The 26,018-nt window shown below is 61.9% G+C and carries 24 protein-coding genes; 13 read left to right on the forward strand and 11 right to left on the reverse strand.

Going from position 1 to position 26,018, the window contains the following annotated elements; translation table 11 throughout:
- Positions 1 to 25: 25 nt before the first annotated feature.
- The 4 genes from hpnD to DWV00_RS03100 all read right to left on the reverse strand — a co-directional run bounded on the left by hpnD (position 26) and on the right by DWV00_RS03100 (position 3,045).
- Positions 26 to 874, reverse strand: a complete 849-nt coding sequence (gene hpnD / locus DWV00_RS03085) for a presqualene diphosphate synthase HpnD (protein ID WP_115532023.1) — start codon at positions 872 to 874, stop codon at positions 26 to 28.
- 239 nt (positions 875 to 1,113) lie between these two features.
- Entirely contained in the window at positions 1,114 to 2,064 is a 951-nt protein-coding gene (locus DWV00_RS03090) for a sensor domain-containing diguanylate cyclase (RefSeq protein ID WP_115532024.1), read from the reverse strand.
- On the reverse strand, positions 2,061 to 2,684 hold the full coding sequence (locus DWV00_RS03095; protein ID WP_115532025.1) for a chemotaxis protein CheC: 624 nt from the start codon (positions 2,682 to 2,684) through the stop codon (positions 2,061 to 2,063). Before DWV00_RS03095 ends, DWV00_RS03090 begins: the two co-directional genes overlap by 4 nt.
- Positions 2,677 to 3,045, reverse strand: coding sequence for a response regulator (locus DWV00_RS03100; RefSeq protein WP_115532026.1), 369 nt, complete (start codon positions 3,043 to 3,045; stop codon positions 2,677 to 2,679). The genes DWV00_RS03095 and DWV00_RS03100 overlap by 8 nt, the downstream gene beginning before the upstream one ends.
- A 439-nt stretch (positions 3,046 to 3,484) precedes the next feature.
- Between DWV00_RS03100 and DWV00_RS03105 the strand changes: the two genes are divergently transcribed.
- Together DWV00_RS03105 and DWV00_RS03110 are read left to right on the forward strand one after the other, a co-directional pair.
- Positions 3,485 to 5,746, forward strand: a complete 2,262-nt coding sequence (locus DWV00_RS03105; RefSeq protein WP_115532027.1) for a hybrid sensor histidine kinase/response regulator — start codon at positions 3,485 to 3,487, stop codon at positions 5,744 to 5,746.
- Positions 5,747 to 5,809: 63 nt separating this feature from the next.
- Complete coding sequence (locus DWV00_RS03110; RefSeq protein ID WP_147297823.1) at positions 5,810 to 6,565, forward strand: hypothetical protein; 756 nt, start codon at positions 5,810 to 5,812, stop codon at positions 6,563 to 6,565.
- 4 nt (positions 6,566 to 6,569) lie between these two features.
- On the opposite strand, the gene DWV00_RS03115 is transcribed toward DWV00_RS03110, so the two are convergent.
- Positions 6,570 to 7,127, reverse strand: a complete 558-nt coding sequence (locus tag DWV00_RS03115; RefSeq protein ID WP_115532029.1) for an NADPH-dependent FMN reductase — start codon at positions 7,125 to 7,127, stop codon at positions 6,570 to 6,572.
- A 404-nt stretch (positions 7,128 to 7,531) separates the two neighbouring features.
- On the opposite strand from DWV00_RS03115, the gene DWV00_RS03120 reads away from it, so the two are divergent.
- The 4 genes from DWV00_RS03120 (at position 7,532) to DWV00_RS03135 (ending at position 9,951) form a co-directional block, all read left to right on the forward strand.
- A complete protein-coding gene (locus DWV00_RS03120; RefSeq protein ID WP_115532030.1) occupies positions 7,532 to 7,777 on the forward strand; it encodes a BufA1 family periplasmic bufferin-type metallophore in 246 nt (81 codons plus the stop codon).
- 110 nt (positions 7,778 to 7,887) lie between these two features.
- Positions 7,888 to 8,754, forward strand: a complete 867-nt coding sequence (gene bufB / locus DWV00_RS03125) for an MNIO family bufferin maturase (protein WP_115532031.1) — start codon at positions 7,888 to 7,890, stop codon at positions 8,752 to 8,754.
- Entirely contained in the window at positions 8,748 to 9,515 is a 768-nt protein-coding gene (locus DWV00_RS03130) for an HvfC/BufC N-terminal domain-containing protein (RefSeq protein WP_115532032.1), read from the forward strand. The genes bufB and DWV00_RS03130 overlap by 7 nt, the downstream gene beginning before the upstream one ends.
- On the forward strand, positions 9,499 to 9,951 hold the full coding sequence (locus DWV00_RS03135; protein ID WP_115532033.1) for a DoxX family protein: 453 nt from the start codon (positions 9,499 to 9,501) through the stop codon (positions 9,949 to 9,951). The genes DWV00_RS03130 and DWV00_RS03135 overlap by 17 nt, the downstream gene beginning before the upstream one ends.
- A gap of 182 nt (positions 9,952 to 10,133) precedes the next feature.
- Here DWV00_RS03135 and arsC read toward each other — a convergent pair whose 3' ends face one another.
- Positions 10,134 to 10,493: an arsenate reductase (glutaredoxin) gene (gene arsC, locus DWV00_RS03140; protein ID WP_115532034.1), complete on the reverse strand. Its 360-nt coding sequence runs from the start codon at positions 10,491 to 10,493 to the stop codon at positions 10,134 to 10,136.
- A 643-nt stretch (positions 10,494 to 11,136) separates the two neighbouring features.
- On the opposite strand from arsC, the gene parA reads away from it, so the two are divergent.
- Entirely contained in the window at positions 11,137 to 11,799 is a 663-nt protein-coding gene (parA, locus tag DWV00_RS03150; RefSeq protein ID WP_115532253.1) for a ParA family partition ATPase, read from the forward strand.
- 24 nt (positions 11,800 to 11,823) lie between these two features.
- Positions 11,824 to 12,885, forward strand: a complete 1,062-nt coding sequence (locus DWV00_RS03155) for a ParB/RepB/Spo0J family partition protein (RefSeq protein WP_115532036.1) — start codon at positions 11,824 to 11,826, stop codon at positions 12,883 to 12,885.
- Positions 12,886 to 12,946: 61 nt separating this feature from the next.
- On the opposite strand, the gene DWV00_RS03160 is transcribed toward DWV00_RS03155, so the two are convergent.
- Positions 12,947 to 14,311 (reverse strand): replication initiation protein, encoded by a 1,365-nt coding sequence (locus DWV00_RS03160; RefSeq protein ID WP_115532037.1) that lies wholly within the window; start codon positions 14,309 to 14,311, stop codon positions 12,947 to 12,949.
- 1,767 nt (positions 14,312 to 16,078) lie between these two features.
- Here DWV00_RS03160 and DWV00_RS03165 point away from each other — a divergent pair.
- Complete coding sequence (locus tag DWV00_RS03165; RefSeq protein WP_115532038.1) at positions 16,079 to 17,296, forward strand: DNA-binding protein; 1,218 nt, start codon at positions 16,079 to 16,081, stop codon at positions 17,294 to 17,296.
- Between the two features lie 91 nt (positions 17,297 to 17,387).
- Here DWV00_RS03165 and DWV00_RS03170 read toward each other — a convergent pair whose 3' ends face one another.
- Positions 17,388 to 17,768 carry a DUF2471 family protein gene (locus DWV00_RS03170; RefSeq protein WP_115532039.1) on the reverse strand — a complete coding sequence of 127 codons (381 nt, stop codon included), beginning with the start codon at positions 17,766 to 17,768 and terminating at the stop codon, positions 17,388 to 17,390.
- Positions 17,769 to 17,933: 165 nt separating this feature from the next.
- A complete protein-coding gene (locus DWV00_RS03175) occupies positions 17,934 to 18,548 on the reverse strand; it encodes a helix-turn-helix domain-containing protein (RefSeq protein ID WP_115532040.1) in 615 nt (204 codons plus the stop codon).
- A gap of 157 nt (positions 18,549 to 18,705) precedes the next feature.
- Here DWV00_RS03175 and DWV00_RS03180 point away from each other — a divergent pair, with 157 nt between their 5' ends.
- Both DWV00_RS03180 and tdh read left to right on the forward strand, forming a co-directional pair.
- A complete protein-coding gene (locus tag DWV00_RS03180; protein ID WP_115532041.1) occupies positions 18,706 to 19,905 on the forward strand; it encodes a glycine C-acetyltransferase in 1,200 nt (399 codons plus the stop codon).
- 14 nt (positions 19,906 to 19,919) lie between these two features.
- On the forward strand, positions 19,920 to 20,948 hold the full coding sequence (gene tdh, locus DWV00_RS03185) for an L-threonine 3-dehydrogenase (RefSeq protein ID WP_115532042.1): 1,029 nt from the start codon (positions 19,920 to 19,922) through the stop codon (positions 20,946 to 20,948).
- Between the two features lie 128 nt (positions 20,949 to 21,076).
- Here tdh and DWV00_RS03190 read toward each other — a convergent pair whose 3' ends face one another.
- The gene (locus DWV00_RS03190) at positions 21,077 to 21,721 is read right to left on the reverse strand and encodes a YceI family protein (protein ID WP_115532254.1); all 645 of its coding nucleotides are present in this window, start codon (positions 21,719 to 21,721) and stop codon (positions 21,077 to 21,079) included.
- 314 nt (positions 21,722 to 22,035) lie between these two features.
- Between DWV00_RS03190 and DWV00_RS03195 the strand changes: the two genes are divergently transcribed.
- On the forward strand, positions 22,036 to 22,521 hold the full coding sequence (locus tag DWV00_RS03195) for a nuclear transport factor 2 family protein (protein ID WP_115532043.1): 486 nt from the start codon (positions 22,036 to 22,038) through the stop codon (positions 22,519 to 22,521).
- Positions 22,522 to 22,810: 289 nt separating this feature from the next.
- A complete protein-coding gene (locus DWV00_RS03200) occupies positions 22,811 to 23,293 on the forward strand; it encodes a hypothetical protein (RefSeq protein WP_245964722.1) in 483 nt (160 codons plus the stop codon).
- Positions 23,294 to 23,426: 133 nt separating this feature from the next.
- Here the strand turns inward: DWV00_RS03200 and DWV00_RS03205 are convergent, their stop codons facing one another.
- Complete coding sequence (locus tag DWV00_RS03205; protein WP_181885331.1) at positions 23,427 to 25,742, reverse strand: putative bifunctional diguanylate cyclase/phosphodiesterase; 2,316 nt, start codon at positions 25,740 to 25,742, stop codon at positions 23,427 to 23,429.
- Between the last annotated feature and the right edge of the window lie 276 nt (positions 25,743 to 26,018).

Genomic DNA, 26,018 nt, shown 5'->3' on the forward strand with positions numbered 1-26,018 from the left:
CAAGGAGTTGAAGGCGAAGCGCGCCTCAAAAGAACGCGTAGCGCGCGACGATCGACAACAGCCGCAAGCGCGGCTTCGCAACGGGCGTGCGCGGCAAATCGAAGCCGCGCTCGAGCGTACGCTCGAGCAAGCACCGATAGACGCCCGACATGATGCGTGGCGCGCGTACGGCCTTGCGCGGTGCGCTGTCCATGATCGCGTCGGCCTGCGCGAAGTGCTCCAGCGCGCGCTGTGCGAGCGTTGCGCAAACGCGCGGGAGCGAGGGATCGTCGGCGATCTCGGTCGGGTTCGTCGCGGCGATGCCTTCACGGGCGAGCAGCTCCCGCGGCAAGTAGCAACGGTTGATCGCGGCGTCTTCGTCGATGTCGCGCAAAATGTTCGTCAACTGCAGCGCGCGCCCAAGATGGTGAGACAGGGCATGCCCGGCATCCTCACTCATCCCGAAAACCCTCACCGACAACCGGCCGGCGGCACTGGCCACGCAGTCGCAATAGAGGTCGAGCGCCGCTTCGTCCGGCGCGCAGATGTCGGCGGCGGCGTCCATCGCCATGCCGTCGATCATCGCGTAAAAATCCTCGCGGCGCAGGCCGAATGCGCGAATCTGGCGCGCGAGCGGGGCCAGCGCGGGACGCGGCTCGCCGTCGTAGCAAGCGTCGATATCGGCGCGCCAGCGGTCGAGCCCCGCGTTGCGCTCGGCGCGCGGCGCATCGCTGTCGGCGATGTCGTCGACCGCGCGGCAGAACGCGTAGATCTGGAACATCGCCTCGCGCTGCGCGGCAGGCAAGATGCGCATGGCGAGATAGAACGAGCTGCTCGACGACGCGGCAGCGGCGTCGGGTGCGGCTTCGTCCGCGACGAGATTGGAAACGGCCAAGGCGAACTCCGCTGTGGCGCCCTCGCGGGGCGAATGAGAATCGATGCTATTTGCGGCGCGCCGCCGAGCCGCTCGGGCACGGCATTGTCGCAACACGCTTCGCTTCATCAGCGGCGCGTCGCACCGGCAAGGGAGCCGGAAACGGCCAAAAGTATACCAACGTTTCATTCGGCGCCACAGCCGCGCGCTCCGGCGCGGGTGCGCACGCCCTCCGATGGGGGCCGGGACGAGCCGTCAGGTCAGGCGTCGGCGAGCGCGACCGAGCGATTGCGCCCTTGCCGTTTCGCGCTGTAGAGCGCGGCGTCCGCTTCGTTGATGAGCACTTCGTAGCTGGGCAGGCCGGGCCGGGCCGCCGCGCCGCCCACGCTGGCGGTGACCGGCACGCGCACGCCTTCGGCCTCGACCGGCGTGTCGCCGATCGTCATCCGGATCTTTTCGGCGACGAGCATCGCGTCGGCCAGCGGCGTGCACGGCAGCAGCAGCGCGAACTCTTCGCCGCCGAACCGCCCGAACGTATCCTGGATGCGCACGGCGTCGGACACGCGCTGCGCCATGACGCGCAGCACCGTATCGCCGACTGCATGGCCGAAGCGATCGTTGATGTCCTTGAAGTGATCGAGGTCGAACAGCAGCACGGACATCTCGCCGCCGTAGCGCTGCCAGCGCAGAAATTCGTCGCGTAGCCGGCCTTCGAAGAAGCGCCGGTTCGCGATGCCCGTCAGGCCGTCGAGATTCGCGTATTCCTGCAGCTTTTCGAGGGCGTCCTCACGCTCCCGCTGCATGACGCTCACATGCGTCACGTCCGAAATCGTCACGCACACCGCGACGACTTCGCGCCCGCGCGTCAGCGGCATGAAGGTGCAGTCTTGCTGCATATAGTCGACGCCGCCCGTGATCGGCCGGTCATGGTCGAACTTGAACAGATAGGGGCGCTGCTCCCAAGAGCTGAACGCGAAGCTGCCGAGCTGGAAGACGCTCTCGACCTTGCGGGACAGCCATACGCGCGGCAATTCGGGGAAACTGGCGAAAATCGACTTGCCCACGACGGTTTCGGCCGGCTGCCCGCTGTGGTCCTGCATGAACCGGTTCCACATGAGGACGTTCATGTCGCGGTCGAGCACGAAGATACCGAATCCGACGCGTTCGATCACCAAATCGCTGAGAGATTGATCTATCGTCGCATCGTTCATAGGCTGGACAGTAGCGCGTTGAGCGCATCGTTCATCCGGCGAATCGAGTCTTCGGCCATCAGCATGACGAGATGCGCGCGAAACGTCTGATCTTCGAGCGCGAAGTTCACCTCGAGCAGCAGGGCAAACTTCCAGGCGAGGACGTCGGCCTGAAAGACGTCTTCGAGCGAGATTTTTTCGCCGAGCATGCCCGGCGGCGAAAAAATCGGTGTGCGATCGAGCTGATTGAGGATGCACGACACGCACGCGCCCGTCAGCACGTTGGCCACGTCGAACATCAGTTCGGCCTGGCTCACGGCGTCGTACGACGAATGAATGTAGGGGTCGTTCACGAGCGCGCACAAATGGCCGACGCCGCTGCTGCGGCAGATGACGAGCGCCTCGCCCTTGATGTCGGAACGAAATCCCTGCCGCACCGCGGTAACGCTTTCGTCGATCCCGGTCATCTCGCGCAGCGTGGCTGCCGCGTCCTCGGCCGCGACGATCCTCACGCGCGGCACCGACAATTCGATGAAGGTATCTAACAGGCGAGCCAAGCGCGTCGCCGCCTGCCCCATCGCCAGATTGGCGATTTCCTGCAAGGCGTCGCGCTGCTCTTCGGTGAACACGTTCTCACGCATACAACCCGTACTCCTTGAGGATGGGCAATATCGCCTCTGGAGTCACGGGCTTGGCGACGAAAGCGGCGGCGCCGAGCGCGCGCACGCGCTCTTGAGCCAGCGGCTGCACGTCGGCGGACACGACGATCACGAACGTATTCAGGTCCTCGTGCTGGAGCGCCTCGAGCACTTGGTAACCGTTCATGTCCGGCATCGTCAGGTCCAGAAACATCACCGAGGCCTTCCCCTCGCGGTACAGTGCGAGGGCTTCGCCGCCGTTCGATGCGTATGCGATGTCGACGTCCCAGTCGGCCGGCAAGGATTTCGTCAGAACCTTACGGGCAAGGAGGGAGTCATCGGCGATCACAATGGGCAAGGGCATGGCAAGCGTGACGAAAAACGAAAGCGGTCTATATCGCGTTTACGGCGGCTCGGGACGTTTTCTTTAACGGGAGCGGAGCGTGCGACGGGTCGTGGCGAGCGCGAGAAGTCGCGCTTAACGCTTGCGCTCGCGGCGGGCGGGCGCAACGTGTCTAAAAATGAAGCGAAATTCTCGGAGCAATCCTGCGGAAAATCAACTCTCCAATTTCCCAAACGATCGAACAAGCCTGGTTGATTCTTCAGTATGAAGAAAAAAATACAATGATAATGCGCAGTTCTGCGCAGAATTTTCTTTTGTGTACGTTTGCGCTTCCGATTTCGTCGCTGTTTTAGGGCGAACGTTCGGACGCGTCGCGCGCTCTACATCACGACGAAAAGGCCGCCGCGGGCCAACTCGCTTATGATGATTGCACGGCGCATGCCAATTGGACCACTACGACATGACTCGACGGCTTGATGACACGACGGCGAACGCTTTGCCTGAAGACCGGCAAGACGACTCGGCGGCGCTGGGGATGCCCGAGCCTGACTTCGCGGTCCGGCGCGTCACGCTCATTGCGCTGCTCGCCGCCGCGATCATCCTGCCCGGCGTCTATGCGGCCGCCGTCGCCTACACCAATTTCCGGGCGCGCACCGCATCGGCCACCGACGCGACCGTAAGAACGGTGCGCATCGCCGAGGAGCACGCGCTCAAGGTATTCGACCTGAACGAGACGCTCGACGCGCGCGTCGACGATCTCGTGCGGGGGCTGGGCGACGACGCCATTCGCACGCACGAAGCCGAGATCCACCACAAACTGGAGGACATCGGCGGAGGCTATCCGCAAGTCGCATCGGTGTCGATCTTCGGCCCCGAAGGCATGCTGCTCGCGAACAGCCGATATTACCCCGCACCGCACGCCTCGATCGCCACCCGTGACGACTTCGTCGGGATCCGCGGCGGCCACGTCCTCGAACACGTGTCGAAAGTCATGGTCTGGCATGCGGGCAGCGGCGAAGCCGTCTTCAATACAGGAATCGCGCGACGCGGCCCCAACGGCGCGTTCGCCGGGCTCGTCTCGGTCGCGCTGCGCCGGTCGTATTTCGAGTCGTTCTACCGTGAATTGCTGGGTCCCGAGCGCGGCGCGATGACGATGATGCTCACGCGCACCGACGGGGCCGTGCTCGCATCGTATCCGCCGCGCCCCGAATCGGCCGTGGTGGCGCCCGGATTCTCCGCGGCGCTCGCCGCCGGCAGCCACTCGGGCGTGCTGCGGCTTCCCGGCACCGACGCCAAGCGCGTCCGGCAAGACGGGCAGATCCTCGCCTACCGCCAAGTGGGCGCTTATCCGGTGTACGTGTTGTGCACCTACAGCGAATCCGCGATCTGGTCGGCCTGGTACCGCAGAGCGCTCGTCTTCGGCGCGTCGATCTTCACGCCGTCGATCGTGCTCTGGTTCGTGCTCGCGTTCTCACTGAGGCGTCTTGCCGCGGAAAAACAAGCTTGGGAGCGGTGGCAAGCGGAGGCGTCGATGCGGCGCTCGATCGAAACGGCTTACCGGCAATCGCGCAAGATGGAAGCGCTCGGCAATCTCGTCGGCACGGTCGCTCACGATTTCAATAATCTGCTTACGATCGTCGCAACGAACGTTCAGATTGCACGCCGGCGCGGCGCCGCCGGCATCGATCGCGAACTCGGCGCGATCGAGCGCGCCTTGAAGAACGGCCAATCGCTGACGCGCCAGTTGCTCGGCGTGGCACGCAAGCAGCCGCTGCGCAACGAAACGATCGATCTGTCGCGCTGGACGGCGGCCAGCCAGGAATTGTTGCGCGCGTCGCTCGGCGCGAAGGCGGCGCTCGTCGTCGACATCGGCCGCGACGTATGGCCGATCGAAGTCGACAGCGCGGAGTTGGAGCTTGCGCTCATCAACGTGGCCGTCAACGCACGCGATGCGATGCCGAGCGGTGGGCGCTTCACGATGCGCGCGATGAACGTCCGGCTCGAGCCTGAAGGCGGTTTCGCGCTCACGGGCGAATTCGTGCAAATTTCCCTGGAGGACACCGGTGCCGGCATGCCGCCCGATGTGCTGGCGCATGCGTTCGAACCGTTGTTCACGACGAAACCCAAAGGCATGGGCACGGGCCTGGGCCTGCCGCAGGTCTTCGCGTTCTGCGACCGTTCGGGCGGACTCGCGACGATCGACAGCGCGCCGGGCATCGGCACGTCGGTGCGCCTGTACTTGCCGCGCGCCCACGACGTGCCCGCTGCCGCGCCGGTGGCCCCGCAGCGCGCGGCCGAGATCGCGCCGGCCGGGGGCCTGCACGTGCTGCTGGTCGAAGACAACGACGAGGTGGCCGCCGGGACGGAAGCGCTGCTGCGCATGATGGATCATCGCGTCACCTGCGCGTTCAACGCGGACGCCGCGCTGCGGCTCATCGCCGACACGCTGTCGCGGCCCGCCGATCCTTTCGACGTGCTGATCTCCGACATCCACATGCCGGGCACCGCCAACGGGATCGATCTAGCGGAAGCTGCCCAAGCGCTCGACGCACCGCTTCCGGTCATCCTCATCACGGGCTACGCGCAGGAACTGGAACGTGCGCGGAATGTGAACGTACGCGTGCTGTCGAAACCTTTCGACATCGCCTTGCTGGAATCGATGCTTCAGACCATTCGACGCGAACGCGAAGGCCGCGTGCCCGCTCACGGCAAGGCGATTTGAGCGATATCGGCGCGATTCTTGCGTGCCGATACCGATAGGGCGACACGCCTCGAGGAGGTCATCATGCAGCATACGGTTATCGCTTTTTTCGATACGTATCCCCAGGCCGAAGTTGCCCGGGACGCGCTCGTAGCCGCCGGCATCGCTCGCGAAAACGTCACGCTACAAGCCAAATGCGAGCCGACTTTCGCAAGCGATGCGACGTCGGCATACGAGGCGGCGCCGGCCGCGAACGAAGGCTTGCTGGCCAACATCGAACGCTTTTTCGAATCGCTGTTCGAAAGCGTCCCCCCGCAGCGCGAACGAGCGCACTATGCCGAGGCCGTCCGGCGCGGCGCCGTCATGATTTGCGTCGACGCGGCAACCGATCCCCTCGCGCGGATCACGCGCGCCACGCTGGACGCGATGGGGCCGCTCGACATCGAGGAGCGCGCCGCAACGTGGAGCCCTCCTGCCGACGAAGCAACGCGGTCGCATTCGCCGCTGGAGGAACTCGGCCTGAGGTCGAGCGTGCCGGTGCGTCCGCTCGCGCATGGCACGCATGGCACTGTCTATAGCTACGCGCGCGACGGAGTCGTCGAACCGGCTCCCGGAGAACGCCTCGCCACGGAAGCGGCTGCAACCGCCGTTGCAGCGGGATCGGCCCCGGGGATGGGCGCGGTCTTCACGTCCGGGCGGACCGACTCGGCCTCAGCTCCAGCCGCTGCGCCCGCCCCCGCGCGGGAAGGCAGCACATCTCGCCCGCCCGCTGTCCCCGACGAATATCTGCAAAACGAAGAGACGTTCCACGGCGACGAGCCGAGCTCCAAGACAAGGTGAGCGGTTACTTCGGCGAATGGTGCCGTTTCACCCAGGCCTCGAAGCGTTGTACGAAGGCCGTGAGGAATTTGCGTGTGTCCTCGCTCGCAATCGCGCCCGAGGCGTCGAAGAACGCATCGGTGTGCTTGAGGAAAATCTCGGGCTGCCCAAGCGTCGGCACATCCAGATAGGCGAGCACGTTGCGCAAGTGCTGCTGGGAGAGCGCCGTCCCGGTGGCGCCGAGTGAGATCCCGCACACGGCGGCCGGCTTGTCCTTCCACGAGTTGGTGCCCCAGGGCCGCGAGCCCCAATCGAGCGCGTTCTTCAGCACGCCGGGCATCGAACGGTTGTATTCGGGCGTGACGAACAGCAATCCGTTCGAGGCCTCGACCCTCGCTTTCAATTGCTTGGCGACATCCGGGAAGTTCGCGTCGTAGTCTTGGCTGTAGAGCGGCAGCGTACCGATGTCGAGGAACGAAAACTCGAACTCGCTGCTCGCGAGTTTGGTTAGGGCATGCGCGAGTTGCTTGTTGAACGATTCGCGCCGCAAACTGCCGACGACGACTTCGATTTTGTAGGTCATGGTTCTTGCTCCTTCGAGTGAGAACGACACCGCCGAAACAGATGGCTCGGCCCGGCTTTCCATGATAGTCGCCCACACTGTGGCATGCCTGGCCCGTTTTTCCAGCAACCCACTAAACGCCCAGCGGGCTGTGGGTTCGGACCACCCTTTCCACAAGCTTTTCCACAGAAACTGTGGATAAGTCGTCAATATCCCGCGCCGATTACGAATGGACACATCTGTGTCGGTTCGATGAAGGCCGCTCGCGACTTTTCCCTCCCGCTGCATCCGTTCGTTCCGGCCCCGCGTATTGAAGGCAGCACGGGTCGAGCGTCGCCATTCGGGAACCGACCGGCGACGCCGACTCGAGCGACCCAAGCCTCACTCAATCAAGGCTTTCTCACATCCCAATCAGGAGAATCGAAATGAACAAGCAATGGATCGCCGCCGCCGCCTTCACCGCCGCTCTGGGCTCGATGCTCGCCACGCCCGTTTTTGCCGCCGATATGGAGAAGTGCTTTGGCATCGCGAAGGCCGGTCAGAACGACTGCAAGGGCAACAACCACTCGTGCGCGGGGCAAGCGACGAAGAGCATGGACAAGGGCGAATTCAAGGCCGTCGCGAAGGGAACGTGCTCGCAACTGGGCGGCTCGCTGCAGCCCGGCATGTAAGCGCATCGCGTTTTTGACCGGTCGGCCGCCGAATACGCGCGGCTGCCGGCCGATTGACCTTTCGCTCCGGCCGGAAGTGCGCGAGCGGCCGTGCATGGGGAGCAACGCAAATGAATCCGAAGGTATTGACCGGCGCTGGACTGGGGCTGCGTGGGCCCCATGCCGCGGCCGTGCTCGCCCACCTGCCCGCGGTCGGCTGGTGGGAGGCGCATAGCGAAAACTATTTCGGCGGCGGCGAGCCGATTGCGGCGCTCGAGCAAGTGCGCGCTCGCTATCCCGTGAGCCTGCATGGCGTCGGGCTTGGGCTGGGAAGCGTCGAGGCGCCTGACGCCGAACACCTGAAGCAATTGAAAGCGCTCGTCGAACGCATCGAACCGGTGCTCGTCTCCGAGCATCTTTGCTGGAATCGCGCCGGCGAGCGCTGCTTCAACGACTTGCTGCCGGTGCCGCGCGTCGAGGGTGCGTTCGAGGTCGTCGCTCGGCACATCGACGCCGTTCAGAACGGGCTCGGCCGGCCGATCTTGATCGAGAACGTATCCGCCTATGTCGCGTTCGACGAGCAGATGTGCACCGAGGCCGAGATGCTGGCCGAACTCGTCGCACGCACCGGCTGCGGCGTCTTGCTCGACCTGAACAATCTGCACGTCAATGCGTTGAACCTGGGCATCGACCCGTTCGCCGAACTCGCGCGGCTGCCTAGGCACTGCGTCGGCGAGATGCACGTGGCCGGATTCGAGTGGCTCGACGACGTGGCGATCGACACGCACGGGGCGCCCGTTTCCGAGGCTGTCTGGACGCTGCTCGATGCCGCCATCGAACGTTTCGGGCCCACGGCTGTGCTGCTGGAACGCGACACGAATCTGCCGCCACTCGACGCGCTGCTGCGTGAATACGCGCAGCTCGAAGAACGCGTGCTCAGTGCCGCTGCACGCGCGAGGATGGCGAACTTGGCGGTGGCCGAGGCAGCGCCATGTTGACCTCGCCCACGCGATACGAGGGGCTGCTCGATCGTTTCGCCGCGTCGCTCGCCGATGACGCATCGACACCTTGCGGCGTCACGGCCGAGACACGCGAGCGAGTCGATATCTACCGGAACAACGTTCGGCTCAATCGCATCGCCGCCCTGACCGATGCGTTCGCCAACGTCGTGCAACTCGTCGGCGCCGAGTACTTTCGGGCGCTCGCTCGCGCCTACGTCGAACGCACGCCGGCGAAGTCGGCGAACCTTCATGACGACGGCGCCGAACTACCGGCGTTCATACGCGGGTTCGAGCCCGCGGCCGATTTGCCGTATCTAGGGGATGTCGCAGAGGTCGACTGGCTGCTGCATCGCGTGTATTTCGCCGCCGATTCGGGCGCGGCCGCCGATAGCTCAGCGCTTGCCGAACTCGGCCCCGAGCGTTTTGCGGCGGCTTCGCTGCGGTTCGTACCGTCGGTCGGGCTCGCGCGCTCGGCCGCTTGGCCCATCGCCGACATCCTGCAAATGCATGCCGACGGCACCCCGGCACATCTCGGCGCCGGCGGCCAATCGGTGCTGATTTGGCGCGAAGCCTTCTCGGTGCGCTGGCAAGCGCTAGGGCAAGCCGAAGCGGACGCCATGGCCGCACTGATGACCGGCATGGCCGTTCAAGCAGTATTCACCCAAACTAACGCCGATCCGAGTTCGTTGCTTGCGCAACTATTCGGACATCGGCTCGTTCTCGCCATCGAGGAGCCCATCCATGAAGATCGCCACTAACTTGCTGCGTCGTCTCGATCACGTCGCCGTCGCGCTGCAACCGCTGTTCGCCCTCGCGGTCAGGTTTTATTTATTCCGCGTTTTCTTTCTTTCCGGATTGACGAAATTGCGCAGTTGGGACAGTACGCTTTATTTGTTTTCCAACGAATATCACGTCCCTGTTCTGCCTCCAGCCGTTGCCGCGGTGATGGGCGCCGGCGGCGAATTGATCTTTCCCGTGATGTTGCTGCTCGGTTGGCAAAGCCGGTTCGCCGCAGCCGGACTGTTCGTCGTCAATCTCGTCGCAGTCATGTCCTATCCGGGCTTGGAACCCGTGATGATCAAGGATCACGTTCTGTGGGCCGTGCTGATCGCTTTCTTGTTCTTCCACGGGGTTGGACGTTGGTCTCTACAGGGATTCTTTCAGCGAACGAATGTGGCCGGTGTTCAGGGGTGACATGCATAACGGCAGGGAGGGTTCGTCACCGCCAGCGATACGTTCAGGTCCGCTTCTTTTCTTGAGAAGCCGGCCAGGCATCAGGATCGGCAAGCCATGTCGTATTTCATTGCATCGCATTGCTTAGCTTCGAGTGCCGCGTTTTTCCGAGGCTAATCCCGCTCTACCTAAGAAAAAACAAATCACGCGAAGAGCGCTTCGACGTTTTCGGGCGGACGGCCAATCACCGCGCGACCGTTGCGAACGACGATCGGCCGCTGCAGCAGAATCGGATGCGTAGCGATTGCCTCGAAGAGTTGATCGTCGCTGAGCGCTGGGTCGGCGAGACCTAGATCCGCATAGGGCGCTTCGTTGTCGCGCATCATGTCTCTGACGGAGCCGCCCAACATTTCGTGAAGCGCCTTGAGATCGTTCACCGAGGGCGGTTCCTTGAGGTACTCGACGATCTTCACGGGTTCGCCGGCTTGACCCAGCCGATTGTTGACGAGTTCACATGCGCCGCGAGATTTCGAGCAGCGAGGGTTGTGGTAGATGGTGATCATGGGTTTAACGCCTGTTGCAGAGGGGTCGCTATTTTACGGGCTTGCGGAGCCGCTAGCTGAAGGTGACGGCGGCCCACGCTCGCTCTGATAGCACTCGCGGCCGAGCGCCCCCACATTGCCGCTTGGCTCGGTCGACACTTCCGAGAACTCGAGACCCCAATATTAGCCGCAGGGGGTTCCGGACGGTTTATGCGCATAAAGGCGCCCTCAACCTGGCAGTCAACACCCTGTGATCGCGGGTTCTTTCGGACGCTTGTCGATTCATATCGGCGACTTCGACCAGCCGCTCGACGGCACCCAGCCATTCCACGGAATCGACGGCCTACATCGGTTAGGCGATGCCCACATCCTCGAGCAGCACGCCAACATCGGCACCGACAATTGTCGCCAGTCCAGACTAGCGTCGCAGCAAGCGATCTCGCGATGCGATGCATCGCCTTTGTTCACCGTCAACGCACCGGCATGACCGAGTAGCCAGGCGCGCCCATCAATCCCTCGAATCACCCCCCTCGAACGATCGCCTCGTGCCTTTATGCGCATAAACCGCTGGCCGAATGGCTAATTCGTGGTGACATCGCGACGAAATTATTGAAATTCAAAATACACAAGGTAAAATTCTGCGATCTGTTAAGGAGTGAAAAAATTGGCAGCGGAAATCGTCGCGGTAACTCAACAGAAGGGCGGGGTAGGTAAAAGCACGATCGCCATGCATCTGGGCGCGGCTTTTCATGAGAAGGGGAAGCGCGTCCTCGTCGTCGACGCCGATGGCCAAAACACCCTCGTACACTGGGCTAGCGCATCGGCTGATGGCGATACCGGCATCCCTTTTCCCGTCGTGAATCTCTCCGAGGCCGGTGGGCAAATCCATCGAGAGATTAAGAAATTCATCGGTGACTACGACGTGATCGTCGTCGACTGCCCACCGTCCATCACGGAGAAAGTGTCGGGCGTCGTACTGCTAGCCGCAACGGTCGCCGTCATCCCAACCTCGTCGTCACCGGCCGATTACTGGTCGAGCGTCGGTTTGGTCAAGCTGGTCCAACAGGCGCAGGTGATGAACGAAGATCTCCGCGCGGTGTTCCTGCTGAACAAGACCGAAGAGAAACGCATGCTCACGCGAGAACTCAAGCGAGCACTCGAAGATCTCGGCTTCCCGCTACTGAAAACCCAAATCCCGACGCGCGAGGCCTATAAACAGGCCATGGCGCTCGGGCAAACCGTATTGCAAATGAGCGACCGCGGCGCGAAGCTCGCCGCGGCAGAAATCCGCGCGTGCGCGGACGAGATCGCGTCTATGCTTCCCTGACTTTATGCGCATAAAGGACCCTCAATGAAACCCTCCCAGTTCGCCAAAGGCTTCCAAGCGCGCCCCGACATCACGAGCAGCGAAAAGCGCACGGCGCTCGACCGGCTCAACGCGATTGATAACCTCGTAAAGAACGATGCCGCGCCGTCAGCAAAAGGCGCCTCGAAGCGAGCCGAACCGGCGCTTCACGCCGTTCCGTCCGCCGACGAAGTCGTCAATGCCAACGAATCGGCCGACTATCATGCTTGGCGTACGGCGAATGGCTATCAACCCGGTCAAGTCATCGAACTTGAACTGAAAGCGATCAAGCCGAGCCCGTTCAATCCTCGGCACTTCTATCTGAAGACATCGATCGCCGAGCTAGCGGTCAATCTGGCGAAGCAAGGCCAGCAGCAGGCGATTCACGTCATCCCCGACTATGCCAACGCCGGCACGTATTTCGTCAGTGACGGGGGACGGCGCGTCCGCGCCTTGAAAGAGGCAAACAACGAAACGGTCAAAGCCGTCGTCGTCGATTTGCCGATCGGGATCGAGAGCTACAAGCTCGGTTACGACCTCAACGTTCAACGCGACTCGCAAACCGTGTTCGACAACGCCGTGGTCTGGCGACGGTTTCTCGACGAACAGCACTTCCAAAGTCAAAAGGAACTCGCGGAGCACCTCGGGCTGGACGAATCGACGGTAGCCGTCGCGCTATCGCTCGCGAAGCTACCCGAATCGGTCATGCAGGAGATGGTGGCCCGTCCCGATCGGTTCGGTTCGAACATGGCATATCAGGTTGGCCGCTACTATTCCGCGCGCGGCGTCGAGTCGACGCTACGGTTGATCAACCGGATCGTTTCGGACGATCTCAGCACACGCCAAGTCGCGGACATCGTGAAGGGCCGGGCGACCCCGCAAGAGAACGTCAAACCTGCGACGCGCCAACGCTACGCGCAGCGGATGGAAATCAAGTTGGATGGCGTTGCGGTGGGCGATTTGAAATCGTATGGCGACGATCGACTCGAGTTGCGATTGCGCGGATTGTCGCGCGATAAGCGTGACGACATCCTGCGGCAAATCGAACAGATGCTGCAGTCGAGCTAAGCAAGCAGCGGCGCATTGAAACCGAACCAGTCGAACGGCGCAGCCTCAGGGCATCGAACCCTCAAGCCGCCCGCGACTGGTTCAGCGTGAATGACAGCAGATCGCCGTCAGTCGGCTCGCCCCAAGTCTTGCGCGCGAGCCAATCGAAAAAGGCTGTCTCGGCGAGTTTGGAACTCAAGCCTCGGCGACGCCAGTCCTCCCGCAGATGGGAACCCAGTTGCGGCAGCATGTCCTCTTCGAACGACTGCCGCGCGAGCACCTGCTCCGACTCGCCTTGCTCTTCGTAAAGCACGCGCGCCTCTTTACGGCGATAGGCCGCGTACTCGTCCAGCAATCGCGCCTTCAGCTCGTCGGCGGGCACGGTAGCCGTGAGCCGGCTGCTGGCGCCCGCAGGGGGCTGCTCGATCAAATCGACGGGCGGGGCATAGCCCTTTTTGAGCGCATCCTTGAACAGCGCCGGTGCGCTACGAACAGGCGGTAGCGACGTGCTCCGCATGCGCTGTTCGGTCATCTGCAGCGCAGCCCGGATCCGGTTCTCCTCGCTATCGGCGTACAGCGTCTGTGCTTCCTTGAGCGGAATGCCGATCTTGACCATCCGATCGACCAGCGTGCTGTCGAAGACGTTCGGATGCTCGTCGAGCGCAAGCATCGGCTGTTTGCGCTCGGTCACACGGAATTGGATCTCGGCGACGCGCCGGCCTTCGCGATGCTCGATCAGCTCCACGAAGATATTCGTCACCGCGTTGACCTCCGCGATCGCCGGCCGCAGATAGTCGCGCTTGAAATACTTGTATTCGCGTTTGGCTTCGTCGCCGGCCTCGGTGTCCGGTGTGCCGGACAAGATCGGACGCCACCAGCCCCACGACTCGCGCATCGTCAGGTGGCTGGGGTTAGTCAGATATCGCACGCAGATTTCGTAGAGCGCCAGCCCCGCGCTGCTGCGCAATTGGCTCTGGAACTGCAAGCTCAGGCGAGCGTATTGCACCGGATCCAGCAGCTTCTTCTTGATCTTCGGCGCGAACGAGAACTCCACCCACACACGGCGTGTGGTGGGATCCTCGAGAATTTCGGCATCGGCGATCAATGTCGAGATCCCCCACTTGCGCCCGGGCTTCTGGCTCGACGTGCCTTGGCTCCATTCCACCTGGACGGACACCATCCGCCGCAGGTGCTCTTTCACGAGCGCGGTATCGTTCGAGTCGAAAGCGGAGTTCGCGACGATATCCGACAACAGCGCGCGATAGGTATCGCCCGCTTCGTCTGCCTGCTGGGCGACGGCCAGCAGCACGTTGAACAGCTTTCGCGTGAGGAGCGTGATCTTGCCGCTCTTCGGCTGAATCGCAATCGCTTCGACGGCCTTGCGCAGTTCAGCGGAGCTCGGGCTCACCACATCGGTTTTCTTCGCGCGCTTAGTTGCCGTAGCCATGCGTCGGTCGGGAAAGAAAATTTCCGACAGGATACAGAGTGTGGTGATGGGCGTCTAGAACCCCCCTCTCACCCTTCCCGGTGAAATACCGTTCGTAACGGCGGCTCACCTCGATCGGCTCCCGCAAAGGCTCACCACGCCGAATATCGACGTGTGAACTGCGCCGTTGCCGCGCATGGTGTTCGTCGCGGCGCGTCCTCAAATGCGTTGTCGCAAGGCGCGCAAACCGTTCCCGTATCGTCTCACCATGCCGATTGTCGCTATTTCGCGACGCAAATCGGCCGGCCGTTTCCACGGGAGCGGAACGTCCGAAGCGGCCCTTCCGCGGGCCAAATTCTGTTGCGCCGCAAGGCGCCAGCGCACAAACCGTGAACTATCGCGCTCACGCCAACGCACGAATCGAGGTGCCTCCCGAACAAGCTCACCATTGGGCCGCCCGAAAGGCCGCGCTGCTGCGGGATTTGCCAATTTCGATGCTCGAAGCACGGTAAAACGCTCCCGCAAATGCTCACCTCAGCGCATTTTGGGATAGGAAGCTCGGTTTCGGCGCCTCCGTGGGCCTGGTCCCGCAAACACTCACCTCAACCGGGCCTCAGGGAGATTTCTCAAATGGATCCGATACTTAGCTTCGACGCTTCCTACTAGCGTCCTCTCAATTCGAGTCCCGAATTAGCTCACCTCAAGCTCGCAGCTCACCCGGAAGCCTTCCTCGAGAACACCTCCGGGTCGTCCCCGAAAAAGCTCACCTCCGACGTTCCGCAGCACTTGCAAGCCGGCTCACCAATGCGATACAGCCGCGCTTCCCGGGAAAGTGGCGACTAACTTCCCCGTGAACCACGAATTCGGCGACGAATTTGGCTCCTGAAAACACTCACCTCTAAGCTGCGGGCACTAGAGATGCTAAGTACCGCGATCCGCTCGGCAGCTGGTCCCGAAAAAGCTCACCATGACACCTGAGGCGCCGGGAAATCTGGTACCGGCAGACTTCACGGCGGCCATTTATACCGTTTCTGCTCCCGAGAAAGCTCACCCATGGACGATTTCAGGCCCCGTACCCCCGGGTTTTCCCGAAAAATCTCACCTCGCGTGCGCATTTTTTCCCGAAATGTCTCACCAAGCCCCTTCGAGAGCCGTATTCCAGGCCGAAATCGGCTGTTTTAGCGCCTCCCGCAAGACCTCACCTTTCGTATTTTCAGTTAAGGAGATGCTTCACGTAACGACAGGGGTTCCAGCTGCAACATCTCCCGAAATGCCTCACCATCGGCCGGCCGGGTGCTGCGGCCGCGTCCTGAATCCCCTCACGACCTTTCCTGATCCTGCTCACGGTCGTTCCCGAACCCCATCACGGAGCTATCCCGTCGAAGCTCACTTCAGTTCCCGAAAAGCTTCACCCAACCGGCCGGAAAGCCTTACCAGGTAAGGGATCCGCGTGGCGTTAACGTTTTTAACAAGGGTTCAAGGGTGTTTACTTCAACTACTCTCTAGACGTACCCGTGTGCCCGTTGATAAACAACGGACCCAAAACCATTCCGTCCCGTGAAACAACGGTCATCTAAAGAAAAATCAGGAGATTTTCTTTAAAAACAAGACTCTAAGTGAGATTCCTCGCTTTGTTTCACGAAATAGCAGCGTCGGAAGACGCCAACACCTACCCCTTCTCCCCCACCATCAGCATTTTTGACACAACACCGACATCTCACAGAAAATCGTATCATTTGATACGTAATTCGTTATTATCAACACATTGTTAGCCTGTGAGTTGCGTCCATGACCCTCGATGAAGAACGCGATGCCATTAGAAAAGAGCTCGAATCGCTACGAAACGACGGCGTTCATCGCCGCGAACTTTCGTTGCATGCCTGCAAACGCTTGTTCTTCGATCTGGGTATTCGTCCCTCCGCGGCTGCCGTCCGAGAACTGACTCAAACAGGTAGCGCGAGCGACATCCCCAAGGACATCGATCATTTTTGGGAGCGAATCCGCGACGCCTCGCGCGTGAAGATCGGCCAAGGGGCCATTCCGCAGGCGCTCGAAGAAAAGGCCGGCGAGCTACTAGGTGCTTTGTTCGAACATGCCGTCGCGGAGGCAAAGCAAACGCTCGACGGCGAGCGGAAACATGTTTTCGATGCGCTCGAACAAGCGACGAGCGCTTTGCGCGAGGCGCAGATTCGTCGCGAAGCCGCAAACGACGGGTGGCAGCGGAGCGAAACGCGCGCCGAGGCTGCACTCGAACGCATACGAACCCTCGAAGCTCAGGCCAGCGTTTCGGCCGCCACACGCTCGAATCATGAAGAAACACTGCAAGCGACGGTCGCTCGACTGGAAACGGAACGAGCACGGCTCGAGCAGCGGCTCGAAGCGGAGGCAGCCACCAACGCTTCGCTACGGGAGCGGATCGATTCGCTTCATCAGGAATTGCGTGAGAGCACGGAACGTTACGCCGCGCAGATCAAAGATGCGATCGCGGAAGCCGAGCGGCGCGTCAAGCCGATGCTCGTAGAGCTCGATTCGCTTCGGAGCATGGCCACCACGTATCAAACCGGCATTCGCGACGCGAGCCGCAAGGAATTCGAATTCATCCAGCAACTCAGCGCGGCGAAGGGCCGAGGCGATCGCCTGGAAGCACAAGTGCGCGAGCAGTCGGATGAGATCGACGCACTGACGCACGAAGTCGCTGCCGCACGCGAGCGCGGCGCGTTTTCCCCCGAACTGGCCGGGCTGTTGCGTACCTGGGCCCAGGCGGGGAGGCTTGTCGATGCCGATTTTATTGCGCTCGGCACGACGGCCGACGGCCTGGCCGAGGTTCCCGCGCATTGTCCGAAATGCACCGACGGAGAGCCGGAACTAGCGCGAGCCGACGAGGGCTACGAACTGCTGTGCCCGGAATGCGATCACTCGTCTGGGGTCAAGCGGTCGCGGCTCGAAGCGGTGACACGTTTTATGGATGCGACGCGCACCGACGATCCCAACGCCGGCGCACGATAAATGCTTGATTTCTCGAAAATCGCCACCTTTCCCGGCTCATAGGTGAGGGTTTTCAGGATCGACGAAGTGAGCCTTTTCGGGAGCGTTTGCTTCAGCCGCGGCCACTCGTGCGGGGCTGCGCGGCGCCCCGGCGGCGCATGGTGCCGGGCGATTGCCCGATCTGCGCCTCTTCGTAGGCGGCGACGGCGAATGCAAATGCCGCGGGCAGCGCGTTGGATTTGCCGAAGGTCGCCGGATCGTCCGTTTCCGGGTAGGTCATGTCTTGGGGACGTTTGAAGAGATCGAGCACGTCTGCTTCATGCCGGCTGGCGAAACCGAGGTCCGCCAACGCCTCCGCTTCGATCGCATGCAGCAGCCGCCAGGTCAACGGCACGCCTTGCACGACGTAGCGCCCCGCAATATGACGGACGATGTGTTCGAGGTCGCGCGCCGCGGCCTGAAAGCGCAGCGCGGCGAGATCTTGTTCTTTCATGGCCGCTCTCCGAATATCGAGATACTGTGTAAATATACAGTATCTCTCGGAAGCAGCCAATGAAGTTGGCCGAGGATGGCTCGGCTTGACTCGGCCCGAGCCTAGACCGGAATGGCCAGGCACGGCCAGGTGCGGCCCGGCATAACGCCGGCCTCGTCTCAGCGGCTAACCATGAATGACGACGAGCAGCGCTTTCGCCTCGGTCTTGCCTGCATTGCGGATCGCGTGGGGAACATCGGCTTGGTAGCGAGCGGTGTCCGCGGCCTTCAGGCGCTTGGCTTCCCCGTCCGCTTCGATTTCCATCGAACCGTGGAGCACCGTCAGATGCTCGCGCGTGCCCGGTTCGTGCGCATTGGACACGAGTGCGCCGCCCGGCTGCAGCGTCAATTCGTACCATTCGAACTTGCCGGCCAACTCGATCGGGCCCCAAACACGCAGCTGGTACTTCGCCTCGTGGCCGTCCAGCGTCGGGATTTCGTGCGGTCCCGACACGGCGATCGTTTCGTGCGTGCGCTGAGAGGCGAATAATTGATCGAGGCTGACGCCGAGTGCGTTCGTCAGGCGCCAGGCGACGGCGATCGTCGGATTGGCTTTGTCCCGCTCGATTTCCGATAGCATCGACTTCGATACCCCGGCCGCCCGCGAAAGATCGTCGAGCGTCAATTTTCGCTCCATGCGCAACCGCTGAATTTGCTCGCCGACACGGGGCGGTGCCGAAACCGCCGTCGGTGCCGCGGGCGCGGGTGAAGGCGCGGTGCGCCGAGTGGCCGAGCTTGCCATTTGATTTTCGATCGCTTAAAGTTGTTCGCTATATCGAACTTTGGTTCGGAAAATTGGAATTGTTCGGCAAAACCGGACAACCGACTATAACAGCAATAGACGGCCGCAACGTCCGCCATCCGGTGCGTGCGGCGCCCATCCTGTCAGGAGCGAACCGATGCGCGACGCTTTTCTTGCCCACCTGCGCGGCACGATCGATCAGATCCGAGCCGACGGCTTCTACAAAACCGAACGTGTGATTGCTAGCCCGCAATCGGCGGACGTACGTCTCGCCGGCGGCGAAGGCGTGCTCAATTTTTGCGCGAACAATTATCTTGGGCTCGCGGACGACGCCCGTTTGATCGCCGCGGCAAAAGAGGGGCTCGACAAAGACGGTTTCGGAATGGCTTCCGTGCGATTCATCTGCGGCACGCAGACGGTGCACAAGGAACTCGAGGCCGCGCTGTCCGCCTTCCTCGGCATGGAAGACTGCATCCTCTATTCGAGCTGCTTCGACGCCAACGGCGGCTTGTTCGAAACGCTGACCGGTGAAACGGACGCGATCATCAGCGACGAACTCAATCACGCCAGCATCATCGACGGCGTCCGGCTGTCGAAAGCGAAACGGTATCGCTACAAGAACAACGATCTCGCCGATCTCGAAGCGAAGCTGCGCGAAGCCGATGCGGCCGGCGCCCGCTTCAAACTGATCGCGACCGACGGCGTCTTCTCGATGGACGGCATCATCGCGAACCTTGCAGGTATTTGCGATCTGGCCGATCGCTACGGCGCGATCGTCATGGTCGACGATTCGCATGCGGTCGGCTTTATCGGCGAGCATGGCCGCGGCACGCCGGAGTTCTGCGGCGTCGAGGGCCGCGTCGATATCGTCACGGGCACGCTCGGCAAGGCGCTGGGCGGCGCATCGGGCGGCTACATCGCGGCGCGGCGCGAAGTTGTCGAATTGCTGCGGCAGCGTTCGCGGCCCTACCTGTTCTCCAATACGTTGACGCCGAGCATTGCCGCTGCCTCGCTCAAGGTGCTCGAGTTGCTCGCCAGCGACGAAGGCGCGCGTCTGCGCCAGCGCGTCCGCGCGAATGGTGAGCGTTTTCGGGAGGCGATGAGCGCGGCCGGTTTCACGCTCGTGCCGGGTCAGCATCCGATCATCCCCGTCATGCTCGGCGACGCATCGGTCGCATCAAGCATGGCCGATGCTTTGCTCAAAGAAGGCGTCTACGTCATCGGCTTCTCGCATCCGGTCGTGCCGAAGGGGCGCGCACGCATCCGCACGCAGATGAGCGCCGCCCATACGCCCGAACAAGTCGATCGCGCCGTCGATGCGTTCACGCGCGTCGGCCGTTCGCTCGGCATCGTTTAAGGAGACCCGCAAAAATGAAAGCACTCGCCAAACTCGAACGCGCGGTCGGGCTCACCTTGACCGACGTGAAGAAGCCCGAAGTGGGTCACAACGATGTCATGATCCGCATCAAGCGCACGGCGATTTGCGGCACCGACATCCACATTTGGAAGTGGGACGACTGGGCGCAAAAGACAATCCCCGTGCCGATGCACGTGGGGCACGAGTATGTCGGCGAAATCGTGGAGATGGGGCAAGAGGTGCGCGGCTTCGCCATCGGCGATCGCGTGTCGGGCGAAGGGCACATCACCTGCGGTTTCTGTCGCAACTGTCGCGCGGGGCGGCGTCACCTGTGCCGCAATACGATCGGCGTCGGCGTGAACCGAGAAGGTGCGTTCGCCGAATACCTCGTGATTCCGGCGTTCAACGCGTTCAAGATTCCCGACGAAATTTCCGACGATCTCGCCGCGATCTTCGATCCGTTCGGCAATGCGACGCACACGGCGCTGTCGTTCAATTTGGTCGGGGAGGACGTGCTCATCACCGGTGCGGGGCCCATCGGCATCATGGCCGTGGCGATCGCACGGCACGTCGGGGCGCGCAACATCGTCATCACCGACGTCAACGAGTATCGGCTCGGTCTGGCGCGCAAGATGGGCGCCACGCGTGCGGTCAACATCGCCAAGGAATCGCTACGCGATGTCATGAGCGAACTGCATATGCACGAAGGCTTCGACGTCGGCCTCGAAATGTCGGGTGTGCCCAGCGCATTCACGGGCATGCTCGAAGCGATGAATCACGGTGGAAAGATCGCGCTGCTCGGCATTCCGCCGGCGCAGACGGCGATCGACTGGAATCAGGTGATTTTCAAAGGCCTCGAGATCAAAGGCATCTACGGACGCGAGATGTTCGAGACTTGGTACAAGATGGTGGCGATGCTGCAAAGCGGCCTCGATCTCTCGCCGATTCTGACGCACCATTTCGCCGTCGACGATTACGAGAAGGCGTTCGCGACAATGCTCTCGGGCGAGAGCGGGAAAGTCATCTTGGATTGGACCGTTTAATCGTCGGTCACCCGTTGTTCATCGTTCGGTTCGAACATTGCCTCAACTCAAGGCGCCCGCGGCGACGGGCGCCGGCTAGCTATTAGCGACCAACTGCTTGCTATCGGCGATCCCGAACATTCTCACCTTTAGTCTTGAGGCTGCTCGAATTCGGCTTCGATACGCACATGCACGTCGTTGCCGACGGCCGGATACCACGTCGCCAATCCGAACTGCGCGCGGCTGAATGTGCCTTGCCCGGAGAACCCGAGCGTGTTCGCTTTCGTCAACGGGTTGCGCCCATATCCGTTGAAGGTGACGTCGAGCGTCACCGGACGCGTCACCGTTCGAATCGTCAGATCGCCTTCCAGCTTGCCTTTCGAAGGACCTGTGCGCACGAAGTGCGTGCCGACGAAGTGGATCGTCGGGTACGTTGCGGCGTCGAACATGTCGGGGCCCTTCACCATCTTGTCGAGCAACGGCACCTTCGTGTCGACGCTGGCGGCATCGATCGCTACGTCGACCGTGCTGGCCTCGAGCCCGCCCTTCTTCCAATCGAGCTTGCCATGCGCATGGTCGAAGCGCATCACGACGCGCGAATACTTCAAGTGCTCGACGTCGAACGTGACGCTCCAGTGATCGGCATCGAGCTTGTACTCGCCGACGGGTACCTGCGCTTCGTCGGCCGATACCGTTTGCGTGACCACACGCAACGGTGTGCACGCGGACATCGATAGCGCACCGATCGCAACGGCGGCAGCGGTGAGTCCGGCGCGCACGGTTACCGCACGCATCATCGAATGCTTCATCGTCATCAACATCGTTGTTTTCATTGTCATTGCTCGCAACTTTCGGCGGGACGGAGGCTTTGCGCTCGCCTCCCGGATATTCTCACCTATCGACCGATAGCTTATATCCGAGCGGCTCATTGTTAAAGGCGGATAATCGTTCGACGGCGCCGTCAAGCGTTGCCCTCGCGAGCCGCTCGGCCGATGCCGCGGTCGACGCGCAGGCCGCCGCGCGGCATTTGCTCGATCACGCGGCATCCGTGCCGCGGCCCCGCGCTTCGAAAGCGAACCAGGCATCCACCTAGGAAAAGGAGAAAAGCATGTCGGATAGGAGTCCTAACGAAACGCGGCCGCCGTTGCCGCCCTTCACGCTCGAAACCGCGAAGCAGAAAGTACGAGCGGCCGAGGACGGTTGGAACACGCGCGACCCCGAGCGCGTCGCGCTGGCTTATACGCAGCAAAGCGTATGGCGAAATCGCGCGGAGTTCGTCACGTGGCGCCCGGACATCGTCGCCTTCTTGCAGCGCAAATGGGCGAAGGAACTCGACTACCGGCTCATCAAGGAACTGTGGGCGCACGACGGCAACCGCATTGCAGTGCGTTTCGCGTACGAATGGCACGACGATTCGGGCAATTGGTTCCGTTCGTACGGCAACGAGAACTGGGAATTCGACGAGCACGGGTTGATGGCGCGGCGCTTCGCCTGCATCAACGATTTGCCGATCCGCGACAGCGATCGCTTGTACCACTGGCCGCTCGGCCGCCGGCCCGACGATCATCCCGGGTTGTCCGATCTGGGATTGTGATTGACTGATCGGCCGCCCGGCCGCCGCTCCGTCGTTGTGTTGTTTGAAGTTCGTGCCCGTGCCCGTATTCGTGCGCGCCGCAACTATCGCGTTCTTTCTGTGGCCGAGTCGCGCCTCTAATCATCACGTATGCAAATTGCTGTAGTAGAGTGCGCGACGAACGGCGCAAAGCCGTGCAAACCGGACAACGAATAACAACCTCTGTCGGCGGCGGCCGGCAAACGGAGCGGAAATGGGTTTCAGGACGGCGGCTGCGCGTGGCATCGGCGCGCGCGTTGTAAAGGCTGCGATGGCCGTCGTGCTAGGCGCGGCGGGACTTGCGATCGGATCCACGCAAGCGCAAGCGGCCGACTGGTGCGGCGGTGGCGTTTGGGTCGATGCGATGATTGCCTCTCACCACATCCATCCGAAGCAGTCGTTCGAGGACGTCAATCCCGGGCTCGGTGTCGAGTGCTGGATCAACGGCGAATGGGCAGTGACGGGAGGCGGATTTCGCAATTCGCTTTCCCATCCCTCTTGGTATGGCGGGGGGGTTTGGGCGCCGGAGTTCACGCATTGGGGCTATGTGCGATTGGCTGTCATGGGTGGTCTCATCTCGGGCTACAACTACGGCAGCTACGGCTTCGGCCACGATCACTCGATCGGGCCCGTGGCCGCGCCGATCGTCATGGTCACGTATAAGCGCGTCGGGATGAACTTCATTCTCGTGCCGCCGATCCCTTCGGATAATCTGCCGTTCACGATCGGGTTTCAGTTGAAGGTCGGGTTTTAAAGCGATTAGTCGACCGGGATATTTGTGGATCGGCCGTGGACTGTTCCAAACAGTTCCATGCGCCGTCTCGAACCTCTCACTTTCGTGTCGGGTCCCGAAGATGCTCACCTTCGTGAGTCGTCACACTCCGAGCTTAAACGTCTTGGCCGCAAGCAAGATCGCCGGGCGACAGGCATGGCCGATGCGCTTTCGCCCAGCGCGCGAAGTCGCGAGGTGCCAGCGGCCGCGAAAACAGAAACCCTTGATACAGATGGCAGCCGTGAGCGCTAAGAAAGTCGCGCTGGGCATGCGTTTCCACGCCTTCGGCGGTGACGGTCAGTTTGAGGATATTGCCGATGTGGATCAGCGATTGCGCCAGCGATTCTGCCATTTCGTCGCTGCCGATGCCTTGCACGAAGCTTTTGTCGATTTTCATTTCCTTGACGGCGAACCGGTGGAGGTAGCTCAGGGACGAGTAGCCTGTGCCGAAATCGTCGATCGATAGTGCAATGCCAAGGGCATGGATGGCGTCGAGCGACTTGCGAATGTCATCGACCGATTCATCGAACAGGACGCGCTCGGTCATCTCGAGCGTCAGATCGGCGGCAACCAGGCCGTGAGACTGAAGCGTACGTGTGACGAAGCCTGGGTAATCCGGAAGCTTGAAGTCGGCGGCGCAGACGTTCACCGACATGCTGGGTACGTCAAGACCCTCGGCTCGCCATTCGGCAAGTTGCCTGCAGGCCTCGCCCATTACCCAGGCATCCATCTCCGCGATCAGGCCGCTTTCCTCCGCGATGGCAATGAACCGATCCGGCGCTATGCTGTTTTGCCCGTCGATGTCCCAGCGCACGAGCGCCTCGACCCCACATAGCACACCCGTGGCATCGACCTTGGGCTGATAGGCGACGCTTAGGGCGTTCTTGCGCAATGCCCGCTGCAGTGCAATTTCCAGCTCGAGTTGCTCCTTCGCCTGACGCTCGTACTCGGGCGCATAGAACCGCACTTGGTTGCGTCCCGCGCTCTTGGCTTGGTACATCGCCAGATCTGCGTTGCGCAGCAGGATGTCGGTTTCCTCTCCATCGTGCGGGGAGAGTGCGATACCGATGCTGGCGCTGATCGTGATGCGGGTGTCCTGCGTCGGGTTGATGAGGATGGGTTGGTACACGGCCTGCAGAATGCGCCCGGCGATATGCGTGGCTCTCTGCACGTCGCAGTCCTGCAAAATGGCGAGAAACTCGTCCCCGCCGAGGCGCCCGATCACGTCCTCAGCGCGGATCTGGTTCCGGAGGCGTCGTGCGATTTCGCTCAAGACCTCATCACCGGCGGCATGACCCTGAGTGTCGTTCACGCGTTTGAAACGGTCGAGATCGATGAACAGGACCGCGAGCGTCGACGCATTCCGGTTGGCGTCCGTCAGGATCCGGAGCGCTTCTATTTGAAGCTGTGCCCGGTTGGGCAGGCCCGTTAGCGAATCGAACCACGCAAGCCGCTGCAGGCGGTGCTCCATGGTGAGTCTCTTGCGCAATTGTCTGCTGAACATCAGCGACAACAGGATGAGAAGCGCATCGACTATGACGCAGACGAGACCAATCGTAATCGCTCGCTTACGCCATTCCGCGTAGATATCGTCCGTCGCAAAGCCGACCACGACCACGAGCGGATAGCTGCCGATCCGCCGGAAGCTATACAGGCGCTCAATGTGGTCGAGTACGGCGACATCGATATAGGTTCCGTGACCGGATTGCACGAGCGGGGGAAACGAGTGGCCTCCGGCGAGAGACTTGCCGATGTCGCCCTCGTGAAACGGCTGCCGCATGAGGACCGTTCCGTCCGTGCGCAGCAACGTAATCGAGTCGTGCCGGCGGAGTATCGAGTCTTCGAAAAGCTGCTGGAAATAGCTGAGCCGCAGCGTGCCGGCGACGATGCCCGCGAACTGGCCGTTCTTGTCCTCGAGCCGCCGGCTTAGGGCGATGCGTGGCACTCCGGGTTCGGCAGTGCGAGAAAGGAACGGCGAACTGATGTAAAGGCCGACATTCCTCTGCCGCCGCTGAACCTGGAAGTAATCGCGGTCGCTCACATTGAACTTACGCGGCTGAATCGACTGCGAGTCGAGCACGAGCTTGCCTGTTGCGTCCGTAGCAAACAGGGCACCGAGTTCCGTGGCATTCGTGGCCGAACTGAACGCGATGAGCTGCCGGACATCCGGGGGAAGCCGTTCGATGCTGGGCGTTTCGACAGTTGTCGCGACGTCGCGCATGGCGAGCTGGTAGATGTCGAGATTGCGCTCGATTTCCTTTTGCAGCGAGATAACGAGATTCTGGGCGGCATCGCGCGCCTGCGCCATCGCGTCGAGCCTCATTTCATAAAGCGAGGCGACCGTGACGCCCGTGGTCGCGAGCGTAATCCCGATTCCGGCGTAGACGAACAGCGCCGGTCTCGTAAAAAGGGAGCTTACAAATCGAGTCATGGTCTTCCGGAGCGCTTGAGAAAGCCGGACGTAAGCAACAGGGCCAACGGGCACTTCATTGCCTCGGTCTCGACCGCCCCCCTGCATCGCGCGGCATCGAGCAAGTGTGAAGATGAACGCCAGGATAGGCGAATGACGTGCCTTGACCCGATCCACTTGGGCGATGTCTCCCTCGATATATCGACGAAGACCAATAAATCTTTACCCCGATCTCAAGCAACTGCGTTCGACAGCAACCCCTCTCCGGATCCTGAAGAAGCTCGCCCCCCCCCCCCC

It is taken from the genome of Trinickia dinghuensis, from assembly GCF_003367175.1.
Taxonomy (GTDB): Bacteria; Pseudomonadota; Gammaproteobacteria; order Burkholderiales; family Burkholderiaceae; genus Trinickia; species Trinickia dinghuensis.

Coding starts and splice junctions, on each gene's coding strand:
- DWV00_RS03105 (WP_115532027.1), top strand. CDS start 3,485: ATGACTCGACGGCTTGATGACACGACGGCGAACGCTTTGCCTGAAGAC.
- DWV00_RS03135 (WP_115532033.1), top strand. CDS start 9,499: ATGAAGATCGCCACTAACTTGCTGCGTCGTCTCGATCACGTCGCCGTC.
- DWV00_RS03195 (WP_115532043.1), top strand. CDS start 22,036: ATGTCGGATAGGAGTCCTAACGAAACGCGGCCGCCGTTGCCGCCCTTC.
- DWV00_RS03155 (WP_115532036.1), top strand. CDS start 11,824: ATGAAACCCTCCCAGTTCGCCAAAGGCTTCCAAGCGCGCCCCGACATC.
- DWV00_RS03205 (WP_181885331.1), bottom strand. CDS start 25,742: ATGACTCGATTTGTAAGCTCCCTTTTTACGAGACCGGCGCTGTTCGTC.
- DWV00_RS03165 (WP_115532038.1), top strand. CDS start 16,079: ATGACCCTCGATGAAGAACGCGATGCCATTAGAAAAGAGCTCGAATCG.
- DWV00_RS03115 (WP_115532029.1), bottom strand. CDS start 7,127: ATGACCTACAAAATCGAAGTCGTCGTCGGCAGTTTGCGGCGCGAATCG.
- DWV00_RS03130 (WP_115532032.1), top strand. CDS start 8,748: ATGTTGACCTCGCCCACGCGATACGAGGGGCTGCTCGATCGTTTCGCC.
- DWV00_RS03090 (WP_115532024.1), bottom strand. CDS start 2,064: ATGAACGATGCGACGATAGATCAATCTCTCAGCGATTTGGTGATCGAA.
- arsC (WP_115532034.1), bottom strand. CDS start 10,493: ATGATCACCATCTACCACAACCCTCGCTGCTCGAAATCTCGCGGCGCA.
- DWV00_RS03170 (WP_115532039.1), bottom strand. CDS start 17,768: ATGAAAGAACAAGATCTCGCCGCGCTGCGCTTTCAGGCCGCGGCGCGC.
- tdh (WP_115532042.1), top strand. CDS start 19,920: ATGAAAGCACTCGCCAAACTCGAACGCGCGGTCGGGCTCACCTTGACC.
- DWV00_RS03160 (WP_115532037.1), bottom strand. CDS start 14,311: ATGGCTACGGCAACTAAGCGCGCGAAGAAAACCGATGTGGTGAGCCCG.
- DWV00_RS03120 (WP_115532030.1), top strand. CDS start 7,532: ATGAACAAGCAATGGATCGCCGCCGCCGCCTTCACCGCCGCTCTGGGC.
- DWV00_RS03100 (WP_115532026.1), bottom strand. CDS start 3,045: ATGCCCTTGCCCATTGTGATCGCCGATGACTCCCTCCTTGCCCGTAAG.
- DWV00_RS03175 (WP_115532040.1), bottom strand. CDS start 18,548: ATGGCAAGCTCGGCCACTCGGCGCACCGCGCCTTCACCCGCGCCCGCG.
- DWV00_RS03095 (WP_115532025.1), bottom strand. CDS start 2,684: ATGCGTGAGAACGTGTTCACCGAAGAGCAGCGCGACGCCTTGCAGGAA.
- bufB (WP_115532031.1), top strand. CDS start 7,888: ATGAATCCGAAGGTATTGACCGGCGCTGGACTGGGGCTGCGTGGGCCC.
- DWV00_RS03180 (WP_115532041.1), top strand. CDS start 18,706: ATGCGCGACGCTTTTCTTGCCCACCTGCGCGGCACGATCGATCAGATC.
- DWV00_RS03110 (WP_147297823.1), top strand. CDS start 5,810: ATGCAGCATACGGTTATCGCTTTTTTCGATACGTATCCCCAGGCCGAA.
- DWV00_RS03200 (WP_245964722.1), top strand. CDS start 22,811: ATGGCCGTCGTGCTAGGCGCGGCGGGACTTGCGATCGGATCCACGCAA.
- DWV00_RS03190 (WP_115532254.1), bottom strand. CDS start 21,721: ATGCGTGCGGTAACCGTGCGCGCCGGACTCACCGCTGCCGCCGTTGCG.